Here is a 24053-nt window from a genome sequence, read left to right as displayed (position 1 = left end):
GCTTCCTCCCTCACGCCTCCTTGCGAATCTGGTCGGCGAGCTGCGGCGGCATCGGCTCGTAGCGGGCGAACGACCGGCGGAAGGTACCGCCGCCGGAGGTCATCGAGCGCAGCTCGACGGCGTACCGGAGCAGTTCGGTGGCCGGCACCTCGGCCCGGACCAGGGTGTGGTCGGTGCCCTCCGGGTCCGGCTCGGTGCCCAGCACCCGGCCCCGCCGACCGGACAGGTCGCTCATCACCGCGCCGACGCTGGCGTCCGGCACCCGGATGACCACCTCGTCGACCGGTTCGAGGAGGATCACCTGGCCCTTGTCGGCGGCGTCCCGCAGCGCCAGCGAACCGGCGGTCTGGAACGCGGCGTCGGAGGAGTCGACGCTGTGCGCCTTCCCGTCGACCAGGGTCACCCGTACGTCAACCACCGGGTAGCCGGCGACGATGCCGCGCTCCATCTGGGTCCGTACGCCCTTCTCCACCGACGGGATGTAGTTGTGCGGTACGGCGCCGCCGACCACCCGGTCGGTGAACTCGAAGCCGGCACCCCGGGGCAGCGGCTCCACCTCGATGTCGCAGATCGCGTACTGGCCGTGCCCGCCGGACTGCTTCACGTGCCGACCGTGCCCCTTCGACGCGGCCGCGAAGGTCTCCCGCAGCGCCACCCGGACCGGCTCGGTCTCCAGGTCGACCCCGCCGCCCCGGAGCCGGTCCAGCACCACCTCGGCGTGCGCCTCGCCCATGCACCAGAGCACCAGTTGGTGCGTCTCCGGGTTCCGTTCCAGCCGCATCGTCGGGTCACCGGCGACCAGCCGCGCCAGGTTCTTGGCCAGCGCGTCCTCGTCGGCCCGGCTCTTCGCCACCACCGCCACCGGCAGCAGTGGCTCCGGCATCTCCCAGGGGGCGATCAGCAGCGGCTCGTCCCGGCCGGAGACGGTGTCCCCGGTCTCCGCCGTACCCGACTTGGTGATCGCGCAGATGTCGCCGGCCACGCAGTACGGCACCTCGCGCAGCGCGGTGCCGAGCGGGCTGTAGACGTGCGCGATCCGCTCGTCGGCGTCGTGGTCCGGATGGCCGCGTTCGGCCATGCCGTGTCCGGAGACGTGCACGACCTGGTCTGGCCGGAGCGTGCCGGAGAAGACGCGGACCAGGGAGACCCGGCCGACGTGCCGGTCGATGGTGGTCTTGACCACCTCGGCGACCAGCGGCCCGTCCGGGTCGCAGGTCAGTGGCGGCCGGGGCGAGCCGTCGACCCCGGTGACGGTCGGCAGGTCGTGCTCCTGCGGAGTGGGGAAGGCCGCGGTCAGCACCTCCAGCAGCGCGTCGATCCCCAGCCCGGTCTCGGCGCAGACCGGCACCACCGGATAGAAGTGGCCCCGGGCCACAGCGGTCTCCAGGTCGTCGATCAGGACGTCGACCTCGATCTCCTCACCCTCCAGGTAGCGGTCGAGCAGGGTCTCGTCCTCGCTCTCCGCGATGATCCCCTCGATCAGCTCGTTACGGGCGTCGGCGATCGCCGGCACGTGCTCGGGGTCGGGGTCGCGGACCACCGCCGGCAGCCCGGCGGAGTAGTCCAGGATCCGGCGGGTGATCAGGCCGATCAGCCCGACCACGTCGGTACCCTCGTCGTTGAGCATCGGCAGGTAGAGCGGCTGTACGTTGTCGCCGAAGACCCGCTGGCAGAGCGCCACCGTCTCGTCGAGGTCGGCCCGCTGGTGGTCGAGCCGGGTCACCGCGACCGCCCGGGGCATGCCGACGGCGGCGCACTCCTGCCACAGTGCGGCGGTCGCGCCGTCCATCCCGTCGACCGCCGAGACCACGAAGAGCGCCGCGTCCGCCGCCCGCAGGCCGGCGCGCAGTTCACCGACGAAGTCGGCGTAGCCCGGGGTGTCGAGGAGGTTGACCTTCACGTTGTCGTGCACCAGCGGGGCGCAGCAGAGGTTGATCGACCGCTGCTGGCGTACCGCCGCGGGGTCGTGGTCGCAGACCGTGGTGCCCTCGGTGACGGCGCCGGGTCGGGAGATCGTCCCGGTCGCGGCGAGCAGTGCCTCGACCAGGGTCGTCTTTCCCGCCCCGGAGTGGCCGACGAGCACCACGTTGCGCACCCTGCCGGGCTCGTCCACCACCGGCGCCGGGCCGGTGAGCCCCTTCTCGTGATTCTTCTGCGCCATCGGGCGCACCTCCCTAAGCCGGTGGATGGTGGCGACCGCCGCGCGCGACGGGGGAGCTGCCCTGGCGACTCCGCGGCGATATCCTCGGGTGGCCTTCCGTGCGTCGGGGACGTGCCGGGTTGCGGAGTGAGCGGCGTCACGTCCCCTGCCCCGATCTCACACCCGGACAAGACCTGACACAAGCCCGTGGCGGGAAGTGTGCGCCACCGGGCGTACCGCCTCCGTACGCCGCCCGTTATGGTGGGACCGCCATGGCGAAGATCTTCCAAGTGTCGGCCCGGGCCGGCATGACCCGCGTTGTCGAACCGATCGCCCGGACCCTGCTGCGGGTCGGGGTGACGCCCAATGCCGTCACCGTCACCGGCACCCTCGGGGTGCTGGTCGGCTCGATCGTGCTCGGTGCCCGGGGTTACCTGGTCGCCGGTGCACTGGTGGTGACCTTTTTCGCGCTGACCGACCTGCTCGACGGCACGATGGCCCGGATGAGCGGCGGCTCCACCCGGTTCGGCGCCTTCCTCGACTCAAGCATGGACCGGGTCTCCGACGGCGCCGTCTTCGGCGCCGTCGCCTACTGGCTGGCCACCCGCGACGACCACGTCGGGGTCGCCGCCGCGCTGATCTGCCTGGTCGCCGGTGGGCTCGTCTCGTACGTCAAGGCGCGCGCCGAGGGACTCGGGATGACCTGCAACGTGGGGATCGCCGAGCGGACCGAACGGCTGCTGATCGTCGGGGTCGGCGGGCTGCTCACCGGCCTCGGGGTCAGCTGGGCGCTGGTCACCGCACTCTGGCTGCTCGCCGCCGTCTCGCTGTTCACCGTCGGCCAACGGATGGCACACGTCTACCGGCAGGCGCAGGCCACCAGTCTGGGCGTGGACGCGTGAGGCCGGGCGACCGGCGGTGGGCGCCCCGGTGACTCCGGTCGAGTTCGCCTACCTGGCGGGCTGGCGCCTGGTGCGTGCCCTGCCGCGGCCGGTCGCCGCGGCGGCGTTCCGGGCCGCCGCCGACCGCGCGTACCGCAGACGCGGGCGGGGCACCACCCGACTCGCCGGCAACCTGCGCCGGGTGGTCGGTCCGGAGCTACCCACCGACGAGTTCGAGCAACTGCTGCGTCGGGCGATGCGGTCGTACGCCCGCTACTGGCTGGAGATGTTCCGGCTGTCGTCGCTGAGCCGGGCACAGATCCGGCAGCACTTCCGGCTGGACGGCGCCGACCTGCTGGCCGCCGAGATGACCACCGGCCGGGGCGCGGTGGTGGCCCTCCCGCACGCCGGCAACTGGGACGCCGCCGGTGCCTGGGTCGCCGCGATGGACTGGCCGATCGCCACCGTCATGGAGCGACTCAAGCCGGAAGGGGTGTACGAGCGCTTCCTCGCCTTCCGGCGCCGGCTCGGCATGGAGATCCTGCCCACCCACGGGGGTGAACGGGCCCCGTTCGACGTACTGGCCGAGCGGCTCGGTGCGGGTTACCTGGTTCCGCTGCTCGCCGACCGGGACCTGTCGGCGCGCGGCATCGAGGTGCGGTTCTTCGACGGGCGGGCCCGGATGCCGGCCGGTCCGGCACTGCTCGCGATCCGGACCGGCGCCCCGCTGTACGTCGCCAACATGTGGTACGAACCGGACGGCCCCCGGGGGCGGCTGGTCGGCCCGCTGCCGGTGCCGGATCCGGACAGCGGTCCGCTCGTCGACCGGGTACGGATCCTGACCCAGGCGATCGCGGACGAGTTGGCCGCCGGGATCGCCGCCCATCCGGAAGACTGGCACATGCTGCAGCGGGTCTGGATCGACGAGCCGTCGGCCGGCGGGTCGGAGACACCGGCGGGTCCGTCGACCCCGGCCGGGCTGGTCTGAGGGGAGGGCCGGTGCGGATCGGCATCGTGTGTCCGTACTCCCTCGACGTGCCGGGCGGCGTGCAGAACCACGTGATGGATCTCGCCGAAGCGTTGATCGGACTCGGACACGAGGTCAGCGTGCTGGCGCCCGCCGACGACGACGCGCCCCTGCCGCCGTACGTCGTGCCGGCCGGCCGGTCGGTGCCGTTTCCGTACAACGGCTCGGTCGCCCGGATCACCTTCGGCCCGGTCTCCACCGCCCGGGTCCGGCGCTGGCTGGCCCGGGGCGAGTTCGACGTCCTGCACGTGCACGAACCGCTGGCGCTCAGCCTGTCGCTGCTCGCTGTGCTCTCCACCCGGGGACCGGTGGTGGCCACCTTCCACACCGCGATGACCCGGTCACGGGCGTTGGCGGTCGCCCAGGGGGTGCTTCAGCTGGTGCTGGAGCGGATCACCGCCCGGATCGCGGTCAGCGCGCTGGCCCGCAAGGTGCAGGTGGAACACCTCGGCGGTGGGGCGGTGGAGATCCCCAACGGGGTGGCGGTGGCGAAGTTCGCACACGCCGAGCCGCTGCCGGGCTGGCCCGGGCCGTCCGGCCCCGGCCGGGGCGGCACGCTCGGCTTCCTGGGCCGGTTCACCGAGCCGCGCAAGGGGTTCGGGGTGCTGCGGGAGGCGTTCGTCGCGCTCGCGCCGCGGCGTCCGGGGCTGCGGCTGCTGGTCGCCGGCCCCGGTGACCTGGCCGATCTGCACGAGGGCGTCCCGCCGGAGTTGCGGGACCGGATCACCTTCCTCGGTCGGGTGACCGAGGAGGAGAAGGCGCGGATGCTGCGCAGCGTCGACCTCTACGTGGCGCCGAACATCGGCGGCGAGTCGTTCGGCATGATCCTCACCGAGGCGATGGCGGCCGGCGCGGCCGTGGTCGCCAGCGACCTGGACGCCTTCCGGCGGGTGCTGGACGGCGGACGGGCCGGTCAGCTCTTTCCCACCGGGGACGCGGAGGCGCTGCGGCGTACCCTCGACACGCTGCTCGACGACCCGGTCCGCCGCGCCGAGCTGTCCGCCTGTGCGCGCGAGGTGGTCGCGGCCTTCGACTGGCCGACGGTCGCCCGCCGGGTCCTCGAGGTCTACGCGACGGCGATCGAGGCCACCGACGGCCGGGTGCTGGACGAGGAGTGGACCGGCCTGCCCTGACCACCGTCGGTGCCGTGCCTGCCGCCCGGTGACCGGATCGACGCCGGTGACGCGCCAGGGGGCCCGCAGCACGACCGCACTACGATGCCGGGCATGTGGTGGGTGGTGGGCGCCGTCGCCGCGGCCGTCCTGGTAACGGTGTACCTGACCTGGACCGCGGCCCGGGTCGACCGCCTGCACTCCCGGGTGTGGTCGGCGGCCCGTGCGCTCGACGCGCACCTGCTCCGCCGGGCGGCGGCCGCGGCGGTGCTGGCCGAGGAGCGGTATTCGGTGGAGTTGTACGCCGCGTCCCGGATCGCGCTCGACGCCGAGGGCGACGAGCGGGAGGCGGCGGAGAACGACCTCACCCGGCAGTTGCGGCTGACCCCGCTCGATTCGGACGATCCGGCCACGGAGGCGGTGATCGGGGCGAGTCGCCGGCTCGCCCTGGCCCGCCAGGTGCACACCGACCTGGTCCGCGACGCCCTCTCGGTACGGCGTCGTCGGCTGGTCCGCCTGCTCCGACTGGCCCGCAAACACGAACAGCCGCGCTACTTCGACATCGACGATCCGACCCTGAACACCCGGCCGGGGCTCTCCGTCGGCTGACAAAGGCGAGGTGAGCCCGGCCACAGGGCAGACCACCCGGGGTCTGATTGGCTGTCGGTGTGGCGTTGCATTCCGCGTAGCATCGAATGCGACTTCAGCCACCCGAACGTGTCGAGGAGCGAGAACACCGTGTCCGAATCCACCATCCAGTCCGGTTCCGACCCGTCGACCGAGTCGCAGGCCGCCGCTCCGGTGGTCGGCACCGCGCGGGTGAAGCGGGGTATGGCCGAGATGCTCAAGGGTGGCGTGATCATGGACGTGGTCACCCCCGAGCAGGCAAAGATCGCCGAGGACGCCGGCGCGGTCGCCGTGATGGCGCTGGAGCGGGTCCCGGCGGACATCCGCGCCCAGGGCGGGGTATCCCGGATGAGCGACCCCGACATGATCGACGGGATCATCAACGCGGTCTCCATCCCGGTGATGGCCAAGGCCCGGATCGGCCACTTCGTCGAGGCGCAGATCCTGCAGGCGCTCGGCGTCGACTACGTCGACGAGTCCGAGGTGCTGACCCCGGCCGACTACGCCAACCACATCGACAAGTGGGCCTTCACCGTGCCGTTCGTCTGCGGCGCGACCAACCTCGGTGAGGCGCTGCGCCGGATCACCGAGGGCGCGGCGATGATCCGCTCCAAGGGCGAGGCCGGCACCGGTGACGTCTCCAACGCCACCACCCACATGCGGAAGATCCGGCAGGAGATCCGTCGGCTCAGCTCGCTGCCGGCCGACGAGCTGTTCGTCGCGGCCAAGGAGCTGCAGGCGCCGTACGAGCTGGTCAAGGAGGTCGCCGAGACCGGCAAGCTGCCGGTGGTGCTGTTCACCGCGGGCGGCATCGCCACCCCGGCGGACGCGGCGATGATGATGCAGCTCGGCGCCGAGGGCGTCTTCGTCGGCTCCGGGATCTTCAAGGCCGGCAACCCGGCCCAGCGGGCCGCCGCGATCGTCAAGGCGACCACCTTCCACGACGACCCGGACGTGCTGGCCAAGGTGTCGCGTGGGCTCGGCGAGGCGATGGTCGGGATCAACGTCGACGACATCCCGGTGCCGCACCGGCTCGCCGAACGGGGCTGGTGAGCCTTGGCGGAGGTGACCATCGGGGTCCTCGCGCTGCAGGGTGACGTACGGGAGCACCTGGCCGCGCTGACCGGTGCCGGTGCGACCGCGGTGCCGGTGCGCCGTCCGGAGGAACTGGAACGGGTCGACGGCCTGGTCGTACCGGGCGGCGAGTCGACCACGATCAGCAAACTGGCCGAGGCGTTCGACCTGCTGGACCCGATCCGCAAGCGGATCGGCACGGGCCTGCCGGTGTACGGCTCCTGCGCCGGCATGATCATGCTGGCCACCGAGGTTCTGGACGGCCGTCCCGACCAGCAGAGTTTCGGCGGGATCGAGATGACCGTCCGGCGCAACGCCTTCGGTCGGCAGGTGGACTCCTTCGAGGCGCCGGTCGAACTGGCCGGCGTGCCGGGGCCGAGCTTCCACGCGGTGTTCATCCGGGCGCCGTGGGTGGAACGGGTCGCCGACGGTGTGGAGGTGCTGGGGCGGGTGACCGAGGGACCGGCGGCCGGTCGGATCGTCGCGGTCCGGCAGGGCAACGCGGTCGCCACCGCCTTCCACCCCGAGCTGACCGGCGACCGCCGGCTGCACCGGTGGTTCGTGGAGCTGGTCCGGGGCGCCGCCGATCCCGTCGGATAACGCTGGTCCGGGGCGCTGCCGACCGAGCCGGGTGCCGGCCGCCGCCGAGCCGTCCGGGAGCACCGGTCCGGCGGACGGACGGGACGGTCGGGCCCGAACCGGCCGTCCGTCCGGTGCCGGGTGTGAACGGACGGCGACGGCGTCGGTAGGATTGGCGCCGGTTCGGCGGTTCTTCGTCCACATCCGGTGCGCGGTGTTTCCCCGCACCCACCGGGTGGTGATGGCGGGTGGTCGACGCAGACGGCGGGTAGTAACGGAGGTCAGGTATGTCCGGCCACTCAAAGTGGGCGACGACGAAGCACAAGAAGGCGGTCATCGACGCCAAGCGCGGCAAGATGTTCGCCAAGCTGATCAAGAACGTCGAGGTCGCGGCGCGGACCGGCGGCGGTGACCCGGCCGGCAACCCGACCCTCTACGACGCCATCCAGAAGGCGAAGAAGAACTCGGTCCCGAACGACAACATCGACCGGGCGGTGAAGCGCGGCTCCGGCCTGGAGGCCGGCGGTGCCGACTGGCAGACCGTGATGTACGAGGGATACGGTCCGGGCGGGGTCGCGCTGCTGATCGAGTGCCTGACCGACAACCGGAACCGCGCCGCGACCGAGGTCCGGACCGCGTTGACCCGTAACGGCGGTTCGCTGGCCGACGCCGGTTCGGTGTCGTACATGTTCTCCCGCAAGGGCGTGGTGATCGTCCCGAAGGCGGGGCTCTCCGAGGACGACGTGCTGCTCGCCGTCCTCGACGCCGGTGCCGAGGAGGTCAACGACCTCGACGAGGCGTTCGAGGTGATCTCCGAGCCGGGTGACCTGATCGCCGTCCGGACCGCCCTGCAGGACGCCGGCATCGAGTACGAGTCGGCCGAGTCCTCCCTGGTCCCCAGCGTCACCGTGCCGCTGGACGAGGACGGCGCCCGCAAGGTGTTCAAGCTGATCGACGCGCTCGAGGACTCCGACGACGTGCAGAACGTCTACGGCAACTTCGACGTCTCCGACGAGATCATGGCGGCGGTCGGCTGAGGCTCACCAGCGGGTGATATACGCGCCTCCCGGGTATATATTTGTCCGGGAGGTGTTTCTCGTGGCGAAGACGCTGTTGGATCTTGATGAAGAGCTGCTTGCCGAGGCGACTGCGGCCCTCGGCACCTCCACCAAGCGGGAGACCGTGACGGAGGCCCTCAGACAGGCGGTCGAGTCCAGCCGGGAGCGCCGGCAGCGTGCGCTGGCGGATCTCCAGGAGGTCGCCGACGAGGGGGGCTTCCAGTTCGACCGACTTGACGAGCTGGACCGATGAAATACCTGGTCGATACGAGTGCGCTTGTCCGCATGGTGCGCCGGCAGGTTGATCCCCAGTGGTCCGAACTGGCGACCCGCGGCCTGATCGCCCTGTGTGACCCCGTGCTCGTGGAGACCCTGAGCATCGCCGACGCCAAGGCGTACGACCGGGTCGAGCGCGGACTACGGGATCTGTACCCGTGGGTTCCGGTTCCCGACGATGCCTGGCAGGTCGTGCGGGCGGTGCGGCACGAGCTCGCCAGCCAGAGCGCCCATCAGGGATTGTCCGTCGCCGACCACCTGGTGATCGCGACCGCCATCCGACTGAAGCTCGTGGTACTCCACCAGGACGCCGACTTCGAGACGGTGGCCCGGCTCGTGCCGCAGCTGAGCGAGGAACGGATCGGATGACGCCCGGGGGAGTGGCATCGGCGGTCGGGGTGGTCCGGGAGTTCGACGCCGACCGGGGCTGGGGCGTGATCGACGCGCCGGAGACGCCCGGCGGCTGCTGGGTGCACTTCTCCGCGATCGTGGCGCCCGGCTACCGGCGGCTGGTCGCGGGCCAGCAGGTCTCCTTCCGGGCCGAGCGGGCGGAGCAGGACGGCTTCGGCTACCGGGCGGTGAGGGTTTGGACCGACGGGGCCGCCGAACCGCCCGACCCGGTGCCGGACCCCTCGACCTCGGCGGCGTACCACAGCACACTGACGCTGACCTTCGACGACCCGGAAGCTTCCGGGGTTCCCGCCGGGCCGGCGGTCGGGTCCCGCACCGACGGCTGACCGAGGGGCCGGTCCGTTCAGCGTTCGGTGTCCCGGTCGAGGACCGGCTTGACATCCACGACCGGGGTGCCGTCCAGCGCCTCCAGGTCCCGTACCCGGACCCGCAGGCCGTCCACCTCGACGATGGTCACCCGGTGCAGCCCGACCGGGTTGGGCCGGTCCGGGGACCGGGTGCTGAACACCCCGGTCGGCGGCCGGGTCGGCTCACCCCGGGGACGCACCACCAGGACGTCCCGGTGTGCCCGGTCGAGCCAGGTCAACAGCAGCACGTCGGTGCCGACCCGAAGGTCGCGCAGCCCGTCCCGGACGTCGGGCTCAAAAACCAGCCACGCCTCGGGCGCCCCCTCGTCGCCCTGCCGGGGCGCGCTGGCCCGGTCGACCAGCGGCGACTCCACCCGGCCGATCGGCCGGACGACGTACCGGTCCGCTCCGGACAGGATCGTTCCGGGACGGTCGTCCGAACTGGAATCCTCAGTCATGATCCGCTCCCTCCGGGCTGCCGGATGAGCGTAGCGAGCGGGCCGCCGCCCTGCTGCCCGGTCGTCGACCGGTGGGGGACGGGCGGCTCAGCGGGTCCAGTGCAGGAACCGGTCGAACAGCTCCGCCGGGGTGGCGTCGGGCAGGTCCCGGGCGGCGTCGTAGACCCAACCGGCGGCGTGCTGGGCCAGGTCGAGCCGGTCGATGGTGAGCAGCAGCAGCGTACGGGCGGTCGGGCAGGGCCAGCGGCCAGCCCCGCAGCTGCAGCTCCACTGCGGACGTACGGCGGCGTGCCCGATCGGTGTGGCACCCTGGACAGCCATCAGCCTCCTGCCTCACGCCTCGACGGCACGGGGGAGGGCCGGGCACCAGTGTGCCGTACCGACGTCCCTCTGGTTGACTTCCTCGCCGCCGGATCGCGTCCGTGTCGTCGCCTGCCGAACTCAACGAGGCGCCGGGGCACGGCGACGTCGGTAGAACTTCCATATCTGCCGAGGTCACCCGATCGTGCCGACGGCACCTCCGCCGAGGGGACCGGGTGGCCGCCACATCGGCCACAGTGGCGGACCGCCGTCGGGCAGCGGGAGGCAGCCGTCCGGGTGGTAGCCGTACCGTTGGAGTGCGTCGCGGCTCCACTCGTTGTCGGTCACCAGGTACCCGGGCAGCCGGGCGGCGTCGAGTAGCCGGTGGTGGTGTGCCAGCAGCGCGCCGGCGAGTCCCTGGCCGCGTCGGGCGGGGCGTACCCCGAGGTGGGCGAGGTGGTGGTGGGCGCCGCCGGGGTGGTAGGCGGACAGTAGGTGGTCGAGCAGCTCGTACCGGCCGGCCCAGCGTCCGGTCGCGGCACGCAGCCGGTCCCGGTACGCCGTCGGGTCCGCCGCCGGCCGAATCCGGTCCCGCCACACCGCGACCCCGGCCAGGTCGTCGGTGACCTGCACCAGCCCGCCGGGTACGGCGGCGCCGAGGACCACCGTGAGCAGGTCGCGGTTGACCGCCAGTCGCTCGTCCGGATCGGGTACGAGCCAGCCCGCCACCGGGTTGGCCTGGTACGCCTCGGCGAGCACCCGCGCGAGCCAGTCGACCTCGTCCGCCCGCGCCGGCCGTATCCCGGGAACCGGGGTGACGGTGTCCGCACTGGGATATGACTCCACTGGAATTCTCCCTTTGGGACGTCGAGAATTGGGGGGTTACTTTCTGGTCCATTGCAGGAATCGTTGGAACAACTCCGCCGGAGTGAGCTCGGGAAGGTCCCGGGCGGCGTCGGTCATCCAGTTGGCCGCGTACATGGCGAGGCTGATCCGATCGACGGTGAGCAACAGCAGTTCCCGGGCCCGGTGGCACGGCCACCGTCGGTCGCCGCAGCTGCAGTGCCAGGTGGGACGTACCGGGGAGTGGTCGTCGGGCGTCGCGGTGTGCGCGGCCATCAGCATCCGACCCTTCAATTTTGGGACGTTACAAAATGGAAATGATGGGCCGGGGCGGGGGTCGGAACGAGGTTGCCGGAGGCTTTACCCCCGCCCCGGCTTTCGCCACCGCCGAGGGGAAACGGCGGCGTGCACATGATGCTGACTTTCCCTCTGGCCGTTCGCAATACTGCGCGGGAGGATCGTGGACCAAGGGATGAGGTGCCTTACGCGACGACAGAACGGGAGATGACGTGGAGGAGACGGGGAGTACCGTCCCGCGTAGGCAACTGGGGAGATATCTGAGAGACCTTCGGGAACACGCGCATGTCACCGTGGTCGCCGCCGCCCGCGAACTCGAGTGGTCGGCACCGCGGATCTGGCGTTACGAGACCGGCCAGGTGCCGATCCATCCGAACGACGCGGAGGCGATGTGCCGGCTCTACGGCGCCTCGGCGGAGACCATCCGGACCATGCGCAAACTGGCCCGGGAGACGAAGGCGCGCGGCTGGTGGCACAGCTACGGCGAAGCGATCAAGGAGTGGTTCAAGCTCTACATCGGTCTGGAGTCCTCGGCGACCCGGATCCGGACGTACGAGCCGAACGTGGTGCCGGGCCTGCTCCAGACCGTTGACTATGTGCGGGAACTCATCGCCATCGACCAGCCGCAGATGTCCGAGGCGGACCGGGAGGCGAAGGTCGAGGTCCGGGTGCGCCGGCAGGGCCTGCTGGCCCGGGTGGTCCCACCGGCCCCACTGCTCGAGGTGATGCTGAACGAGGCGGTGCTGCGCCGTCCGCCACGCAACCGGGTGACGATGGCCCGGCAGCTCGACCACCTGGTCAGCGCCAGTCGCCGGCACAACGTCCGGCTCCGGGTGCTGCCGCTGGCCGCCGGGCTGCACCGCTGGGGATGGTCCGGTGGCTTCACCATGCTGGACTTCCCGCAGGAGAACGTCCGGGAGCCGGAGCCGACCACGATCTACATGGACGGGCCGTGCGGAGCAATCTATCTGGACAAACCGCACGAGATCGAGGTCTACGAGGATGCCTGGCGCTCGCTGAGCGAGCTGGCGCTGGACGAGGATGGGTCCCGGGAGCTGATCACGGCGATTGCGAAGGAGATGCATGGTGCGGAGTGACGGGAGCTGGCGGACCTCCAGCCGGTCCGGCAGCGAGGGAAACTGCGTCGAGGTGGCCTGGTCGCCCGGTGCCGTCCGGGTACGCGACAGCAAGGATCGCCCCGGTCCGGTGTTGACCTTCGCCGAACCGGCCTGGCAGGCCTTTGTCCGGACCACCCGACCGGAGAGCTGACCCCGGCGGACCGGACCGTTGCCCCGGCCGGCGTACGCCGGCCGGGGCACGTCGGCTGCCTGCCCTTTTCGAATGAAGACCTGCCGTCAGGCATCACGGTGACTGCGTGGCGCCCGTCGGGGGCCGGGCGGTGGGCCCGCCAACGGGTTATCGCGGCCGGTCGGCTCGATCGCCGGGCGGCGAGAGTGGCCAGTCCAGCGCTGGTCGGACACTCGTGACGATCATGTCGTGCAGGTCGACCGGCTCCAGCGCCGCGCGGGAGGCCGAGAACATCAGGGCCGCTTCGCCGCACCCCTGCCACGGACTCAACGACGCCGCGCCGCCCCGGCTCACCCGGGGACCCGGACCAAGGTACGGCCGCCCGTCGTCGCCCGCGCGGCGGTGGTCGGGCCGGTAGGTGTCGGCACACACCTCGAAGACGCAACCCATCGCCGCCACTCCGAACGGGTTCTCGTGTGCCTGGATCGTGGCCTCGTCACCGAACACCCGCAACAGGTCTGTCCGCTGGTCCGGTGGACGATTGCCGCGCCAGGTCAGGGTGGTGGTGCCGGCGCGGGCGGCGTACTCCCACTCGGCCTCGCTCGGCAGTCGGAAGGGCATCGCGGCCAGCATCGCCTCCAGCGACCCGGTGCTGTACATCGTGGCGGCGGTGTGCTCGTCCGCGCAGCCGTACTCGTCGCGGTAGCCGGGCCGGAACGACCGTGCCTGGGTGATCGTCAGCGGGTGCCGGGCCAGCAGGAACGCATCGAGGCGCACCGTCCGGACGGGCCGGGAGCGGTCGGCGTACTCGTCGTACCACTCCAGGTTCGCGCCGCTGACGAGGGTGTCGATCGCGGCCAGTTCCTCGTCGGAGAATCCCATTTGGAACACTCCGGCCGGGATCAGCCGGAACACCACCCCGGACCGGTCGTGCCGCCACGCGGGCCGTCCCGCCACGACCTCCTGGCTGAACCCGGGGTGCACGGTCTGATCCACGGTTGCGAACCGTACCCACATCCGGCAACCCGGTCAGCCGCATGAGGCCGCTTGCTCCCCGATCGGCTCGTTCCGGTGGGGCCGGTACGCCCGGACCAGTGGTCACGGGCGAGGTACGGCTCCGGCTCGTCGGAAGCCGAGCACGGCGACGACGAGTACGGCCAGTCCGACGGTGGCGAGTCCGGACGCGAACAGCGTGCCCGCAGCGCCGAGCAGTGCCACCAGCGGACCGCCGAGCGCAGCGCCGAGCGGGGTCGCGGCGGTGGTCACCGCGCTCCGGGCGGCGAGCACCGACGGCAGGTCGGCCGGCGGTGCCGCGTTCTGGAACAGGGCGAAGGTGAACGCCGGGAACGGTCCGTAGGCCAGCCCGCCCAGGGCGAAACAGGTCAGGGTGAGCCAGGTCGACGTGCTGAAGCCGAACGGCAGCAGGACCAGACCCCAGCCGGCGATGACCGCGACGGTGACCGTCCACTGCCGCGCCTCGGTGAGCAGCCCGCCGAGCAGCCCGCCGAGCACCGCGCCGCAGCCGAACACCGTCCAGTACGCGCCGAGCAGGCCGGCGCCGGCGGCCAGTTCGTCGGCGACGTACAGCGGCAGGGCGACCTCGACCGGGCCGTACAGGAAGAAGAAGACGGCGGTGACCCCGACCAGGCCGAGCAGTGCGGGTCGCCGGGCGAGGATCCGGAAACCGGTGCCGGTCCGGCGGGTCTGCCGGTCGGCGGCCGTGGTCGTCGGTGGCGGCTCGACCCGGGCCGCCTGGACGGCCAGCACCAGGTAGCTCAGCGCGTCCAGGCCGAGCACCAGCGCCGGGTGGAGGACCGCGACCAGCAGACCGGCCAGCGCCGGTCCGGCGATGAAGGACACCTGTTGGCTGGTGTTGACCAGAGCGTTCGCCGGCAGTCGACGGTCCGGCGGAAAAAGTTGACTGATCAGGGTGTAGGTGCCGGCGCTGCCCCAGGCGGCCAGCAGCGACGAGACGGCCAGCACCGCGACGTACCGGCCGGCGGTGAGTTCCCCGGTGAGGTGCAGACCCACGACGGTGCCGAGGGCGACCGCCCGCAGCACGGCGTTCGCGACGACCAGCCGGCGGGCCGCGACCCGGCCCAGCCAGCGCGCGAACAACAGCGCTCCGACGGCGGCCGGCAGGGTGTACGCGGCGAGCGCCGCGCCGATGACCAGGCCGGCCCGCTCCGGCGGGGCGAGCCGCAGGGCCAGCCAGGCGACGCCGACCATGCTCATCCCGTTGCCCAGGTGCGAGATCACCAGCCCGCCGAGCAGCTGTCGGAACGCAGGTACGGCGAGCGTCGTACGGTAGGTCGCCGGCACCACCCGGGTCAGCGTCATCACCCGCAAACGGTGCCAGTTGAAGTCGGGTTGAGGTCAACAGCGGGAGGACGGACGCTGTCGATCGAGGCCGTGCTGCTGGGCTGGCGGGGCGGTCGAGGCGGGGATCCCGACCCTGCTGGTGCCACCGTTGACCAACTCGACCGAGCGGCGTCTGCGTCTGGTGCTGGCTGCCTGCGGCCTCGCCGGCTGATTATTCCCGTCGGCGGGCCGTCGGTGAGTCGACTCACAATACGATACGAGACGGTGCCGTTTCGGTTCTCTTCTCGCTATCGTCGGTGCGGTCAGAACACCTCCCGCGCGCCAGACCCACTGGCCGGACGCGGGATTTCGGGGGGACACAAAGGCATGCAGTTAACCCAGAACACCGGACACCCGAGGCGCTGGGCCATCCTCGGGGTCCTCGTCGTCAGCCTGCTGGTTGTCGTACTGGACAACACGGTCCTCAACGTCGCACTGCGGACGCTCGCCGACCCGGTGCACGGACTCGGCGCCAGCCAGGGTGACCTCGAGTGGTCGATCAACTCGTACACCCTGGTCTTCGCCGGTCTGCTCTTCACCTTCGGAGTGCTCGGCGACCGCTACGGGCGCAAACTCTTCCTGCAGGCGGGCCTGGCCATCTTCGGCCTCGCCTCGCTGCTCTCCGCCTACGCGCAGAGCCCGGGACAGCTGATCGGCACCCGGGCCCTGATGGGCCTCGGCGCCGCTGCCGTGATGCCGGTGACGCTGTCGATCATCTCGAACGTCTTCGACCCCCGGGAGCGGGGTCGGGCCATCGGCATCTGGGCCGGCGCGGTCGGCCTCGGCGTGGCGATCGGCCCGGTCCTCGGCGGCCTGCTGCTGGAGCACTACTGGTGGGGCTCGGTCTTCCTGATCAACGTTCCGGTCGTGGTGCTCGGCATGATCGCCGCGGCGATCCTGGTACCGGACTCGAAGGACCCGAAGCCGGGCCGGATCGACATCGTCGGCGTACTGCTGTCAGTGGTCGGCCTGGTCGCGCTCTCGTACGGGATCATCGACGGCGGCGACCACGGCTTCGGCCGGCCGATCGTCTGGGTCGGCATCGTCGGCGGCCTGGCGGTCCTGGCCGGGTTCGTCCTCTACGAGCGGCGGATCGAGTTCCCGTCCCTGGACGTACGTCTGTTCAAGGTGCCCCGGTTCGCCGCGCCGGTCGCGGTGATCGGCCTGGTCTTCTTCGCCGCCATGGGCGTGATGTTCTTCAGCGCCTTCTACCTGCAGCTCGTCCGCGACTACAGCCCGCTGGAGACCGGTCTGCTGATGCTGCCGTTCGCGGTCGCCCAGCTGGTCTTCGCCCCGCGCAGCGCGGCGATGGTCAAGCGGTACGGCGGCAAGGCGGTCGCGACGGTCGGTCTGCTGCTGACCGCCGGGGCGCTGGCGATGTTCGCCTTCGCCGGCACCGACTCGCCGATCTGGTTCATCGAGGTGATCTTCTTCATCCAGGGCGTCGGAATGGCGAACATCATGCCGCCGGCGACCGAGTCGATCATGTCGTCGCTGCCCCGGGAGAAGGCCGGGGTGGGCTCGGCGGTCAGCAACACCGTCCGCCAGGTGGCCGGCGCGCTCGGCGTCGCGGTGCTCGGTTCGGTGCTCTCCGGCGTCTACCGCGACCAGATCGCCCCGGCGGCCAAGGCCCTGCCCGAGCCGGCCTCAGACGCCGTCCGTGAGTCGATTTCCGCAGCGTACGGGGCTGCCGAGCGGCTCGGTCCGGCCGGTGTGTCGGTGATGAACGCGGCCAACGACGCCTTCGTCAACGCCATGCACTGGGCGGCGGGCATCTCGGCGGTCATCGCCGCGCTCGGCATCGTGGTGGTGCTGCGCTGGCTGCCCGGCCGGTCGGCCGAGGACCAGGTGCTGCCCCCGACGCCGGCGGTCGACCCGGATCCCGAGTTGGTCGCTGCGTAACGGCAGCGGAACAATGGTTGACATGACCGACACGACGGATGCTCCGCGGGCGCCAGGGCGACCGCGGAGCATCCGCGCGGACGAGGCGATCCTGGAGGCCGCGCTCGACCTGCTCGCCGAGGGTAGTGCCGTCGAGACGCTCTCCATCGAGTCGATCGCCAGCCGGGCACAGGTGGGCAAGGCGACGATCTACCGGCGGTGGTCGGGCAAGGAGGCGCTGCTGCAGGACGCGCTGCGCCGCCTGAAGCCGCCACCGCCGGAGCCGCCCGGCGACTCCGTCCGCGAGGACCTGATCATGCTGGTCAGTCCGACCGCCCAGAACGCGGACCCCCGGATCGGCCAGATCATGCCGTGCATCATGCCGACGCTGAACCGCAGCCCGGAGCAGTACCGGCTCTACCAGGACGTGGTCGAACCACGCCGGCGGATGCTCCGGGAGGTGCTGCGCCGCGGGATCCGGCTCGGCGAGATCCGGGCCGACATCGACGTCGAGCTTGTCGTGTCGCTGCTCACCGCCCCACTGGTCATGCAGCGGGTGCTGCGGGCCAACCCACACCTCGACGAGACCGACCTCCCGATCCGGATCGTCGACACCGTCATCGCCGGGATCGCCGCCCGCTGACGCCCGGGTACGCCGTCGCCTGCTGCGCGGTCGGCCGGCGCCCGGGTACGCCGGCCGCCGGCCGGTCACGCCGGCCGGTCAGCCCGGCCGCTGGTGGTCACGCAGCCGGTGCAGCCGCAGCGCGAGCTGCACCTCCAGCGCCCGCTCCGGCTTCTGCCACTGCGGGCCGAGCAGCTGCCCGACCCGCTCCAGTCGCTGGGTCACCGTGTTGACGTGGACGTGCAGCAGCTCCGCCGCCCTCGCCAGGCTGCCACCGACCCCGAAGTACGCCTCCAGGGTCCGGACCAACGCGGTGCCCCGCCGGGCGTCGTAGTCGACGACCGGCCCGACCGTGTCGGCCAGGAACCGGGTCACGTCCCGGTCGGAGCCGTCCTCCACCGCGCCGAGCAACAGCCCGACAAAACCGAGCTCGGCGCTGCTCGCCCCCTCGCCGGGCCGGCCCAGCGCCCGGAGCGCGGTCAGACACCGGTCCGCCTCCCGCGCCGCCTCGGCCAGTCTCGCCGGCCCGGTCGACGGTCCACCGGCACCCGCGGTCACCGGCCGGCCGGTCACCCGGGACAGGTCCCGGACCACCGCCCGGGCCGCCCCGCCCGCGTCGTCGCCGGGCAGCATCAGCACCACCCGCCCGTCCCGGGCCGCGGCCAGACCGCCCTGGGTCGAGGCGTACGTCGCGGCCCAGGAGACGATCCGCTGGCGTACCGAGGCGCTGTCCGCCATCGGATCGTCGACGACCGCGACCACGACGTGCGGGGCGTCCAGGTCCACCCCCAGCCGACGGGCCCGGGCCCGCAGCGCGGCCGGATCCTGCACCGGCCGGGCGATCAGGTCGTCCAGCAGCTCACCCCGGACCCGCCCCTCCGCCTCGGCGACCGACTGCCGGAACAGCAACAGCAACGCGGTGACCAGCGCGGCCCGCTCCAGGATCCGCTGGTCGGCGTCGACCAGTTCCTCGTCCGGCCGGAGCACCAACGTGCCGAGGTTCTCCGCGCCGGCGACGACGGCGGCGTACCAGAGCTCACCCCGGCGCACGCTGCGTCCCTCGGTGCGGGACGCGGCCACCGCCTCGTGCCGGGCCGCCCGGTCCGGCTCGTCGAGGTGTCCGACCTGGGCCAGGACCCGACCCTCGGCGTCCAGCGCCAGCAGGGCACCGCCCAGCACCCCGGTCACCGCCGCCGCGACGTCCTCCACCCCGCCGCCGCGCAGCACCAGCGCGGTCATCCGGTCGTGCGCGGCGGCGGCCCGCTCCACCGAGGCGCTGTGCGCCCGGATCGTGGCGTTCGCGGCGGAGAGCTCGGCCAGCGCCGCCCGGGTCTCGGCGAGCAGCCGCGCCGTGTCGATCGCCACCGCCGCGTGCGCGGCCAGCGACAGCAGCAGGGACACCTCCTCGCGGGCGAACGGCCGGGCCGACCGGTTGGCCGCGTAGAGCACCCCGATCACCCGCGCGCCGAGTCGCAACGGAACGCCGAGGATCGCGACCAGCCCCTCCTCGCCGACCCCGGCGTCGATCTCGCCGGTGTGGTGGAACCGGTCGTCCTCTGGATAGTTCGCGGTGGCGTACGGGCTGCCGGTCTGCGCCACCAGCCCGCCCAGGCCGGCACCCATCGGCAGCCGGAGCCCCTGGAACCGGGCCGAGACCGAACCGTCGGTGACCCGCATGTACGTGTCACCCCGCTCGTCGTCGACAAGCGTCATGTACGCCACGTCGGTGCCGAGCAGGTGTCGCGCCCGGCGCACGATCGCCCGCAGGACGGCGTCGGAGTCCCGCAGCCCGGCGAGGTCGTTCGCGGTGTCGTACAGGCCGGAGAGTTCCGCCTCGCGCCGCCGCCGCCGTTCCAGCAGCGCCCGGACCCGCAGCGCCACCACCTTCGCCTGTTCCAGCTCGCCGAGCCGGTCGGCGGCCAGCCCGGCCTCCCGGGCGGCGACCAGCGGCCCCTCGAACTCGACCGGCGCGGCCTCCCGCTCCAACAGTTCCAGGAACTCGATCGGCGACGACACGGCGTCCATTCTGCGCGACCGGTCGGCTCAGTTCGCCGTCCAGCCCCCGTCGAGCGGGATCGAGGCGCCGGTGATGAACGCGGCGGCGGGGGAGCAGAGGTAGGCGAGCAGCTCGGCCACCTCCTCCGGCTCGATCAGGCGCTTGACCGCCGCCCGGGCCAGCATGATCTTTTCGACCACCTCGTCCTCGGGGATGCCGTGGTGGGCCGCCTGGGCGGCGATCTGGCCCTCCACCAGCGGGGTACGCACGTACGCCGGGTTGACGCAGTTCGCGGTCACCCCGTGCGCCGCGCCCTCCAGGGCGACCACCTTGGAGAGTCCCTCCAGCGCGTGTTTCGCCGACACGTACGCCGACTTGTACGCCGAGGCACGCAGCCCGTGCACCGAGGAGATGTTGACCACCCGGCCCCAGCCGCCCGCGTACATGTGCGGAAGCGCCCGGCGGACGAGCCGGAACGGCGCCTCCACCATCACCCGGTGCAGGTGGGCGAAGCGGTCCGGCGGGAACTCGTCGACCGGGGCGACGTGCTGCAGTCCGGCGTTGTTGACGACGATGTCGACCTCGGCGTCGATCCCGTCGACCGCCCCGGGGTCGGACAGGTCGGCCCCGACCGCCCGGCCGCCGATCTGTGCGGCGACCGCCTCGGCCCGGTCGGCGTCCAGGTCGACCACGGTGACCGCCGCGCCGGCCGCGGCCAGCCGTACCGCGCAGGCCCGACCGATGCCGCTGCCACCGCCGGTGACCAGTGCGGTCCGCCCGGACAGGTCCAGCCGCACCACGTCCGGGACACCTGCGGCGACACCCGCCGCGAGCCGCGTCGTCGGGCCGTCGGTCCCGCCCGGATCCGTCGCCTCGGGCCGCTGCGTGGGCTGGCCGTCCCGCCCGGGTTCTACCGTCATGGCGCAAGAAGCTACGAGTTCGCCGGTCGGTCGCACATGGGCGTCGGACACATACTCCGGTCCCTGGCTATGTGGTGGATCCGGCGGTGCGGCAGGGTGTCGGGTGGTGACCGTGGGGCGGGCGTGTCGGCGTTCCGGCCGTCGGTGCCGGCGATTAGGGTGTCGAACACACGTACGTGTCGGGGGCAGGGGAGGGGGCGGCGTGCGGACGGACGGTGTGGCGGCAGGCGACGTACGGGCAGCCAGCGGCCCCCGGAGCAACGGTGCCCCCCGGGCGACCGCTGTGCGGGTGCTCGGCATCGACCCGGGACTGACCCGGTGCGGGGTCGGTGTGGTCGAGGGGATGCCGGGGCGCCCCTGCACGCTCGTCGCCTACCACGTCGTCTACACCGACCCGGAGGACGAACTGCCGCTGCGCCTGCTGCACCTGGACACCGCGCTGACCGCGCTGGTGGCCGAGCACCGGCCGCACAGCGTCGCCGTGGAGCGGGTGTTCAGCCAGCACAACGTGCGGACGGTGATGGGGACCGCCCAGGCGAGCGCGGTGGGCGTACTGGCCGGTGCCCGGGCCGGTCTGCCGGTGCAGACGTACACCCCGAGTGAGGTGAAGGCGGCGGTGACCGGCTCGGGGCAGGCGGACAAGGCGCAGATGACCGCCATGGTCACCCGGCTGCTGCGGCTGGACGCCCCGCCCCGGCCGGCGGACGCGGCGGACGCCCTGGCCCTGGCCATCTGCCACATCTGGCGGGGCGGCACCCGGGCCAGACTGTCGGCCGCGGCGAGCGCGGCCCGGCGCGGGTCGACGACGAGGCGGCCGGGGGGCCGGCGGCAGGGAGGAGCGGCATGATCGCCAGCGTGCGCGGAGTGGTCGCCGGGTTGTCCCCGGACAGTGCGGTGATCGAGGTCGGCGGGGTCGGGCTCGCGGTGCAGTGTGCGCCGGGCACCCTGGCCGGGCTGCGGGTCGGTGCACCGGCCCGGCTGGCCACCAGCCTGGTCGTCCGGGAGGACTCGCTCACCCTGTACGGCTTCGCCGACGACGACGAGAAGCAGCTCTTCGAGTTGCTGCAGACCGCCAGCGGGGTCGGTCCCCGGCTCGCCCAGGCGGTGCTCGCCGTGCACAGCCCGGACACGGTGCGCCGGGCGATCGCGGGCGGTGACACCGCCACCCTGACCCGGGTGCCGGGGATCGGCAAGAAGGGCGCCGAGCGGCTGGTGCTGGAACTGCGGGACCGGATCGGGCCGGTGCCGGTCGGCCCGGACGGCACGGCCGGGGTCACCGCCGGGGCGTGGACCGAGCAGGTACGCCAGGCGCTGGTCGGGCTCGGCTGGACCGCCGCCCAGGCCGACCAGGCGGTGGCCGCGGTCGCCGAGACCCTCGACGGCGAGGTCCCGCCGGTTCCGGTGCTGCTCAAGCAGGCCATCCGACTGCTCGGTAAGACCCGATGACGGGGCAGGGGGAGTACGTCGAGCCGGGTGAGGGGCTGGTCTCGGCGTACGCCAGCGACGCGGAACGGGACGCGGAGGTCAGCGTCCGTCCGAAGCGGCTCGCCGACTTCATCGCCCAGCACCGGGTACGCGACCAGCTCGACCTGCTTTTGCAGGGCGCGATGGGTCGCGGCACCCCACCGGACCACATCCTGCTCTCGGGCCCACCCGGCTTGGGTAAGCCGGTTTCGGTCGAGGCGCTGGTACTGCTCGCCGACGGCACACGCCGACGGCTGGGGGAGATCGTTCCGGGGGACCGGGTGATCACCCGTACCGGGCAGCCCGCTCTTGTCGAGGCGGTCCACGAGCAGGGAGAGCTCGACTGCGTGCGGATCCGGACGGCGACCGGCCGGGAGGTGGTGGCGGCACCGGACCACCCGTTCTGGACGGCCGAGGGTTGGGTCAAGGCGGGTGATCTGACCGACCGGGACGTGCTGGCGAATGTGCTGTGCCCAACACTGACCCCGGACGGGACCGAGTCGAGTGACGAGTTCCGGCTGGCCGGATATCTCATCGGGGACAGCTGCACGTCGAACCAGGTCACCTTCACGAGCGGCGACCCGGACGTCCTGGCCGACTTCCGGTCGACGTGTGACCGGATGGGGCATCGGCACACCACCCGGGCGAACAGCGCGGGTAGCTCGCTTGTGCGAGTGTCAGGCCTGCGGGACTGGCTCGCCACGCACCAGTTGCTGGGTAAGACGGCCTGGCTGAAACGGGTGCCGGAATTCGTCTACCAGGGCGACGCCTGGCAGGTCAGCGCCTTCCTCGGGGCCTACTTCGCCGGTGACGGTACGGTGAGCCGCCGAGGGCGAGACCGCCACGACGTGGTGGTGGAGTTCTACAGCGTCTCGCACGGCCTACTCCAGGACGTGCAGCACCTCCTCCTGCGGCTCGGCATCCAGTCGTGTCTCAAGCTCAAGCGGGGCCGCTACCAGGGCCGACCGCACGAGTCCTGGCGGCTGAGCGTCACCAGTCAGGACGACGTGGCCAGATTCGTCGAGCGGATCGCGGTCATCGGTGAACGTGGAAGGCGTCTGGCGGAGTGGGCGCCGCGCCGGGACCGGTTCGAGGAGTCCCTCGCCGCCGATCGGGTCGTCTCGGTTGAGTCGGCCGGGCTACATGAGTGTCGATGCCTCACCGTCGCCGACGACCACACCTTCACCGTCAACGACCTGGTCGTACACAACACGACCCTGGCGAACATCGTCGCCGCCGAGCTGGGCGCGGGGATCCGGGTCACCAGCGGTCCGGCGATCGAACGGTCCGGCGACCTGGCGGCGATCCTGACCAGCCTCGCCGAGGGTGACGTGCTGTTCATCGACGAGATCCACCGGATCGCGAAGCCGGCCGAGGAACTGCTCTACAGCGCGATGGAGGACTTCCGGGTCGACGTGGTGGTCGGCAAGGGGCCGGGCGCGACCGCCATCCCGCTGGACGTGGAGCCGTTCACCCTGGTCGGCGCCACCACCCGGTCCGGGCTGCTCACCGGGCCGATGCGGGACCGCTTCGGTTTCGTGGCGCACCTCGACTTCTACACCCCGGACGAGTTGGACGTGCTGCTGCAGCGGTCGGCGCGGATCCTCGGGGTGCCGATCACCCCGGACGGTTCGGCGGAGATCGCCGGCCGGTCCCGGGGCACGCCCCGGATCGCCAACCGGTTGCTGCGCCGGGTGCGGGACTTCGCCGAGGTCCGGGCCGACGGCACGGTCACCCGGGAGACCGCGCGGGCGGCCCTGCGGGTGTACGACGTCGACGAGTTGGGGCTCGACCGGCTGGACCGGGCCGTGCTGACCGCGTTGGTCGACTCGTTCCGGGGCGGCCCGGTGGGGCTCTCCACCCTGGCGGTGGCGGTGGGGGAGCAGCCGGACACCGTGGAGGAGGTCTGCGAACCGTTCCTGGTTCGGGCCGGGCTGCTGGCGCGTACGCCACGGGGGCGGGTGGCGACCGCAGCCGGTTGGCGTCACTTGGGGCGTACGCCCCCGAATGGTACATTTGGTGCTGACGTGCCGGCGACGCCCGACCTGTTCACCGCCGGGTCCTCCGAGGTGTGACCGGAACGTGATCCGTACCGCATTCGGTGATTCTCAGCCGCAGGGACTAGACTCGC

General features: G+C 72.2%; 26 protein-coding genes and 1 pseudogene. 18 read left to right on the top strand and 9 right to left on the bottom strand.

The features are described 5' to 3' along the window. Positions 1–10: 10 nt before the first annotated feature. Positions 11–2161 carry an elongation factor G-like protein EF-G2 gene (locus tag ABGB21_RS29905; RefSeq protein WP_347680574.1) on the bottom strand — a complete coding sequence of 717 codons (2151 nt, stop codon included), beginning with the start codon at positions 2159–2161 and terminating at the stop codon, positions 11–13. 251 nt (positions 2162–2412) lie between these two features. On the opposite strand from ABGB21_RS29905, the gene pgsA reads away from it, so the two are divergent. From pgsA to ABGB21_RS29855, 10 genes are all read left to right on the top strand, one after another. Continuing rightward, entirely contained in the window at positions 2413–3042 is a 630-nt protein-coding gene (pgsA, locus tag ABGB21_RS29900; protein ID WP_347680572.1) for a phosphatidylinositol phosphate synthase, read from the top strand. A gap of 28 nt (positions 3043–3070) precedes the next feature. Next, positions 3071–4009 (top strand): phosphatidylinositol mannoside acyltransferase, encoded by a 939-nt coding sequence (locus tag ABGB21_RS29895; RefSeq protein WP_347680570.1) that lies wholly within the window; start codon positions 3071–3073, stop codon positions 4007–4009. A gap of 11 nt (positions 4010–4020) precedes the next feature. Then, the gene (locus ABGB21_RS29890) at positions 4021–5181 is read left to right on the top strand and encodes a glycosyltransferase family 4 protein (RefSeq protein WP_347655939.1); all 1161 of its coding nucleotides are present in this window, start codon (positions 4021–4023) and stop codon (positions 5179–5181) included. Between the two features lie 84 nt (positions 5182–5265). Then, positions 5266–5769, top strand: a complete 504-nt coding sequence (locus ABGB21_RS29885; protein WP_347655937.1) for a hypothetical protein — start codon at positions 5266–5268, stop codon at positions 5767–5769. A 144-nt stretch (positions 5770–5913) separates the two neighbouring features. Continuing rightward, a complete protein-coding gene (gene pdxS, locus ABGB21_RS29880; RefSeq protein ID WP_347680595.1) occupies positions 5914–6840 on the top strand; it encodes a pyridoxal 5'-phosphate synthase lyase subunit PdxS in 927 nt (308 codons plus the stop codon). A gap of 3 nt (positions 6841–6843) precedes the next feature. Next, on the top strand, positions 6844–7461 hold the full coding sequence (gene pdxT, locus ABGB21_RS29875; protein WP_347680568.1) for a pyridoxal 5'-phosphate synthase glutaminase subunit PdxT: 618 nt from the start codon (positions 6844–6846) through the stop codon (positions 7459–7461). Positions 7462–7727: 266 nt separating this feature from the next. Next, a complete protein-coding gene (locus ABGB21_RS29870; protein WP_347655934.1) occupies positions 7728–8477 on the top strand; it encodes a YebC/PmpR family DNA-binding transcriptional regulator in 750 nt (249 codons plus the stop codon). 61 nt (positions 8478–8538) lie between these two features. After that, positions 8539–8751: a type II toxin-antitoxin system VapB family antitoxin gene (locus ABGB21_RS29865; RefSeq protein WP_347655933.1), complete on the top strand. Its 213-nt coding sequence runs from the start codon at positions 8539–8541 to the stop codon at positions 8749–8751. Further along, on the top strand, positions 8748–9143 hold the full coding sequence (locus ABGB21_RS29860) for a PIN domain-containing protein (protein ID WP_347655931.1): 396 nt from the start codon (positions 8748–8750) through the stop codon (positions 9141–9143). The genes ABGB21_RS29865 and ABGB21_RS29860 overlap by 4 nt, the downstream gene beginning before the upstream one ends. Beyond that, entirely contained in the window at positions 9140–9511 is a 372-nt protein-coding gene (locus tag ABGB21_RS29855; RefSeq protein ID WP_347655930.1) for a cold shock domain-containing protein, read from the top strand. The genes ABGB21_RS29860 and ABGB21_RS29855 overlap by 4 nt, the downstream gene beginning before the upstream one ends. 17 nt (positions 9512–9528) lie before the next feature. On the opposite strand, the gene tsaA is transcribed toward ABGB21_RS29855, so the two are convergent. From tsaA to ABGB21_RS29835, 4 genes are all read right to left on the bottom strand, one after another. Continuing rightward, on the bottom strand, positions 9529–9990 hold the full coding sequence (gene tsaA / locus ABGB21_RS29850) for a tRNA (N6-threonylcarbamoyladenosine(37)-N6)-methyltransferase TrmO (RefSeq protein WP_347655928.1): 462 nt from the start codon (positions 9988–9990) through the stop codon (positions 9529–9531). An 87-nt stretch (positions 9991–10077) separates the two neighbouring features. Further along, a complete protein-coding gene (locus tag ABGB21_RS29845; protein ID WP_347655927.1) occupies positions 10078–10311 on the bottom strand; it encodes a hypothetical protein in 234 nt (77 codons plus the stop codon). A gap of 174 nt (positions 10312–10485) precedes the next feature. After that, positions 10486–11136, bottom strand: coding sequence for a GNAT family protein (locus ABGB21_RS29840; protein ID WP_347655925.1), 651 nt, complete (start codon positions 11134–11136; stop codon positions 10486–10488). A 36-nt stretch (positions 11137–11172) separates the two neighbouring features. Then, positions 11173–11427, bottom strand: coding sequence for a hypothetical protein (locus tag ABGB21_RS29835; protein WP_347680566.1), 255 nt, complete (start codon positions 11425–11427; stop codon positions 11173–11175). Positions 11428–11642: 215 nt separating this feature from the next. Here ABGB21_RS29835 and ABGB21_RS29830 point away from each other — a divergent pair, with 215 nt between their 5' ends. Both ABGB21_RS29830 and ABGB21_RS29825 read left to right on the top strand, forming a co-directional pair. Next, complete coding sequence (locus ABGB21_RS29830; protein WP_347680564.1) at positions 11643–12527, top strand: helix-turn-helix transcriptional regulator; 885 nt, start codon at positions 11643–11645, stop codon at positions 12525–12527. After that, entirely contained in the window at positions 12514–12699 is a 186-nt protein-coding gene (locus ABGB21_RS29825; RefSeq protein WP_347680562.1) for a DUF397 domain-containing protein, read from the top strand. Before ABGB21_RS29830 ends, ABGB21_RS29825 begins: the two co-directional genes overlap by 14 nt. A 147-nt stretch (positions 12700–12846) precedes the next feature. Here ABGB21_RS29825 and ABGB21_RS29820 read toward each other — a convergent pair whose 3' ends face one another. Together ABGB21_RS29820 and ABGB21_RS29815 are read right to left on the bottom strand one after the other, a co-directional pair. After that, the gene (locus ABGB21_RS29820; protein WP_347680560.1) at positions 12847–13674 is read right to left on the bottom strand and encodes an SUMF1/EgtB/PvdO family nonheme iron enzyme; all 828 of its coding nucleotides are present in this window, start codon (positions 13672–13674) and stop codon (positions 12847–12849) included. Positions 13675–13776: 102 nt separating this feature from the next. After that, positions 13777–15018: an MFS transporter gene (locus ABGB21_RS29815; protein WP_347680593.1), complete on the bottom strand. Its 1242-nt coding sequence runs from the start codon at positions 15016–15018 to the stop codon at positions 13777–13779. Between the two features lie 348 nt (positions 15019–15366). Here ABGB21_RS29815 and ABGB21_RS29810 point away from each other — a divergent pair, with 348 nt between their 5' ends. Beyond that, complete coding sequence (locus ABGB21_RS29810; RefSeq protein ID WP_347655918.1) at positions 15367–16941, top strand: MFS transporter; 1575 nt, start codon at positions 15367–15369, stop codon at positions 16939–16941. Positions 16942–16963: 22 nt separating this feature from the next. Next, a complete protein-coding gene (locus ABGB21_RS29805) occupies positions 16964–17563 on the top strand; it encodes a TetR/AcrR family transcriptional regulator (RefSeq protein WP_347655916.1) in 600 nt (199 codons plus the stop codon). 78 nt (positions 17564–17641) lie between these two features. Here the strand turns inward: ABGB21_RS29805 and ABGB21_RS29800 are convergent, their stop codons facing one another. Both ABGB21_RS29800 and ABGB21_RS29795 read right to left on the bottom strand, forming a co-directional pair. After that, a complete protein-coding gene (locus ABGB21_RS29800) occupies positions 17642–19567 on the bottom strand; it encodes a helix-turn-helix domain-containing protein (RefSeq protein WP_347655915.1) in 1926 nt (641 codons plus the stop codon). Between the two features lie 18 nt (positions 19568–19585). Next, positions 19586–20458, bottom strand: a complete 873-nt coding sequence (locus tag ABGB21_RS29795; RefSeq protein WP_347655913.1) for a 3-hydroxybutyrate dehydrogenase — start codon at positions 20456–20458, stop codon at positions 19586–19588. 283 nt (positions 20459–20741) lie between these two features. On the opposite strand from ABGB21_RS29795, the gene ruvC reads away from it, so the two are divergent. The 4 genes and pseudogenes from ruvC to ruvB all read left to right on the top strand — a co-directional run bounded on the left by ruvC (position 20742) and on the right by ruvB (position 23997). Next, on the top strand, positions 20742–21305 hold the full coding sequence (gene ruvC, locus ABGB21_RS29790; RefSeq protein WP_347655971.1) for a crossover junction endodeoxyribonuclease RuvC: 564 nt from the start codon (positions 20742–20744) through the stop codon (positions 21303–21305). Beyond that, the gene (ruvA, locus tag ABGB21_RS29785) at positions 21302–21904 is read left to right on the top strand and encodes a Holliday junction branch migration protein RuvA (RefSeq protein ID WP_347655912.1); all 603 of its coding nucleotides are present in this window, start codon (positions 21302–21304) and stop codon (positions 21902–21904) included. Before ruvC ends, ruvA begins: the two co-directional genes overlap by 4 nt. After that, positions 21901–22125: pseudogene (locus ABGB21_RS29780) on the top strand (hypothetical protein); the annotation flags it as partial. The gene ruvA and the pseudogene ABGB21_RS29780, both read left to right, overlap by 4 nt. A 417-nt stretch (positions 22126–22542) precedes the next feature. Further along, positions 22543–23997 (top strand): Holliday junction branch migration DNA helicase RuvB, encoded by a 1455-nt coding sequence (ruvB, locus tag ABGB21_RS29775; protein ID WP_347680591.1) that lies wholly within the window; start codon positions 22543–22545, stop codon positions 23995–23997. The last annotated feature ends 56 nt before the right edge of the window (positions 23998–24053 follow it).

It is taken from the genome of Plantactinospora sp. B24E8 (genome assembly GCF_039871735.1).
Lineage (GTDB): Bacteria > Actinomycetota > Actinomycetes > Mycobacteriales > Micromonosporaceae > Plantactinospora.
The sequence above is the reverse complement of the archived record's forward strand: the minus strand, read 5'-3'. Positions and strand labels throughout refer to the sequence as shown.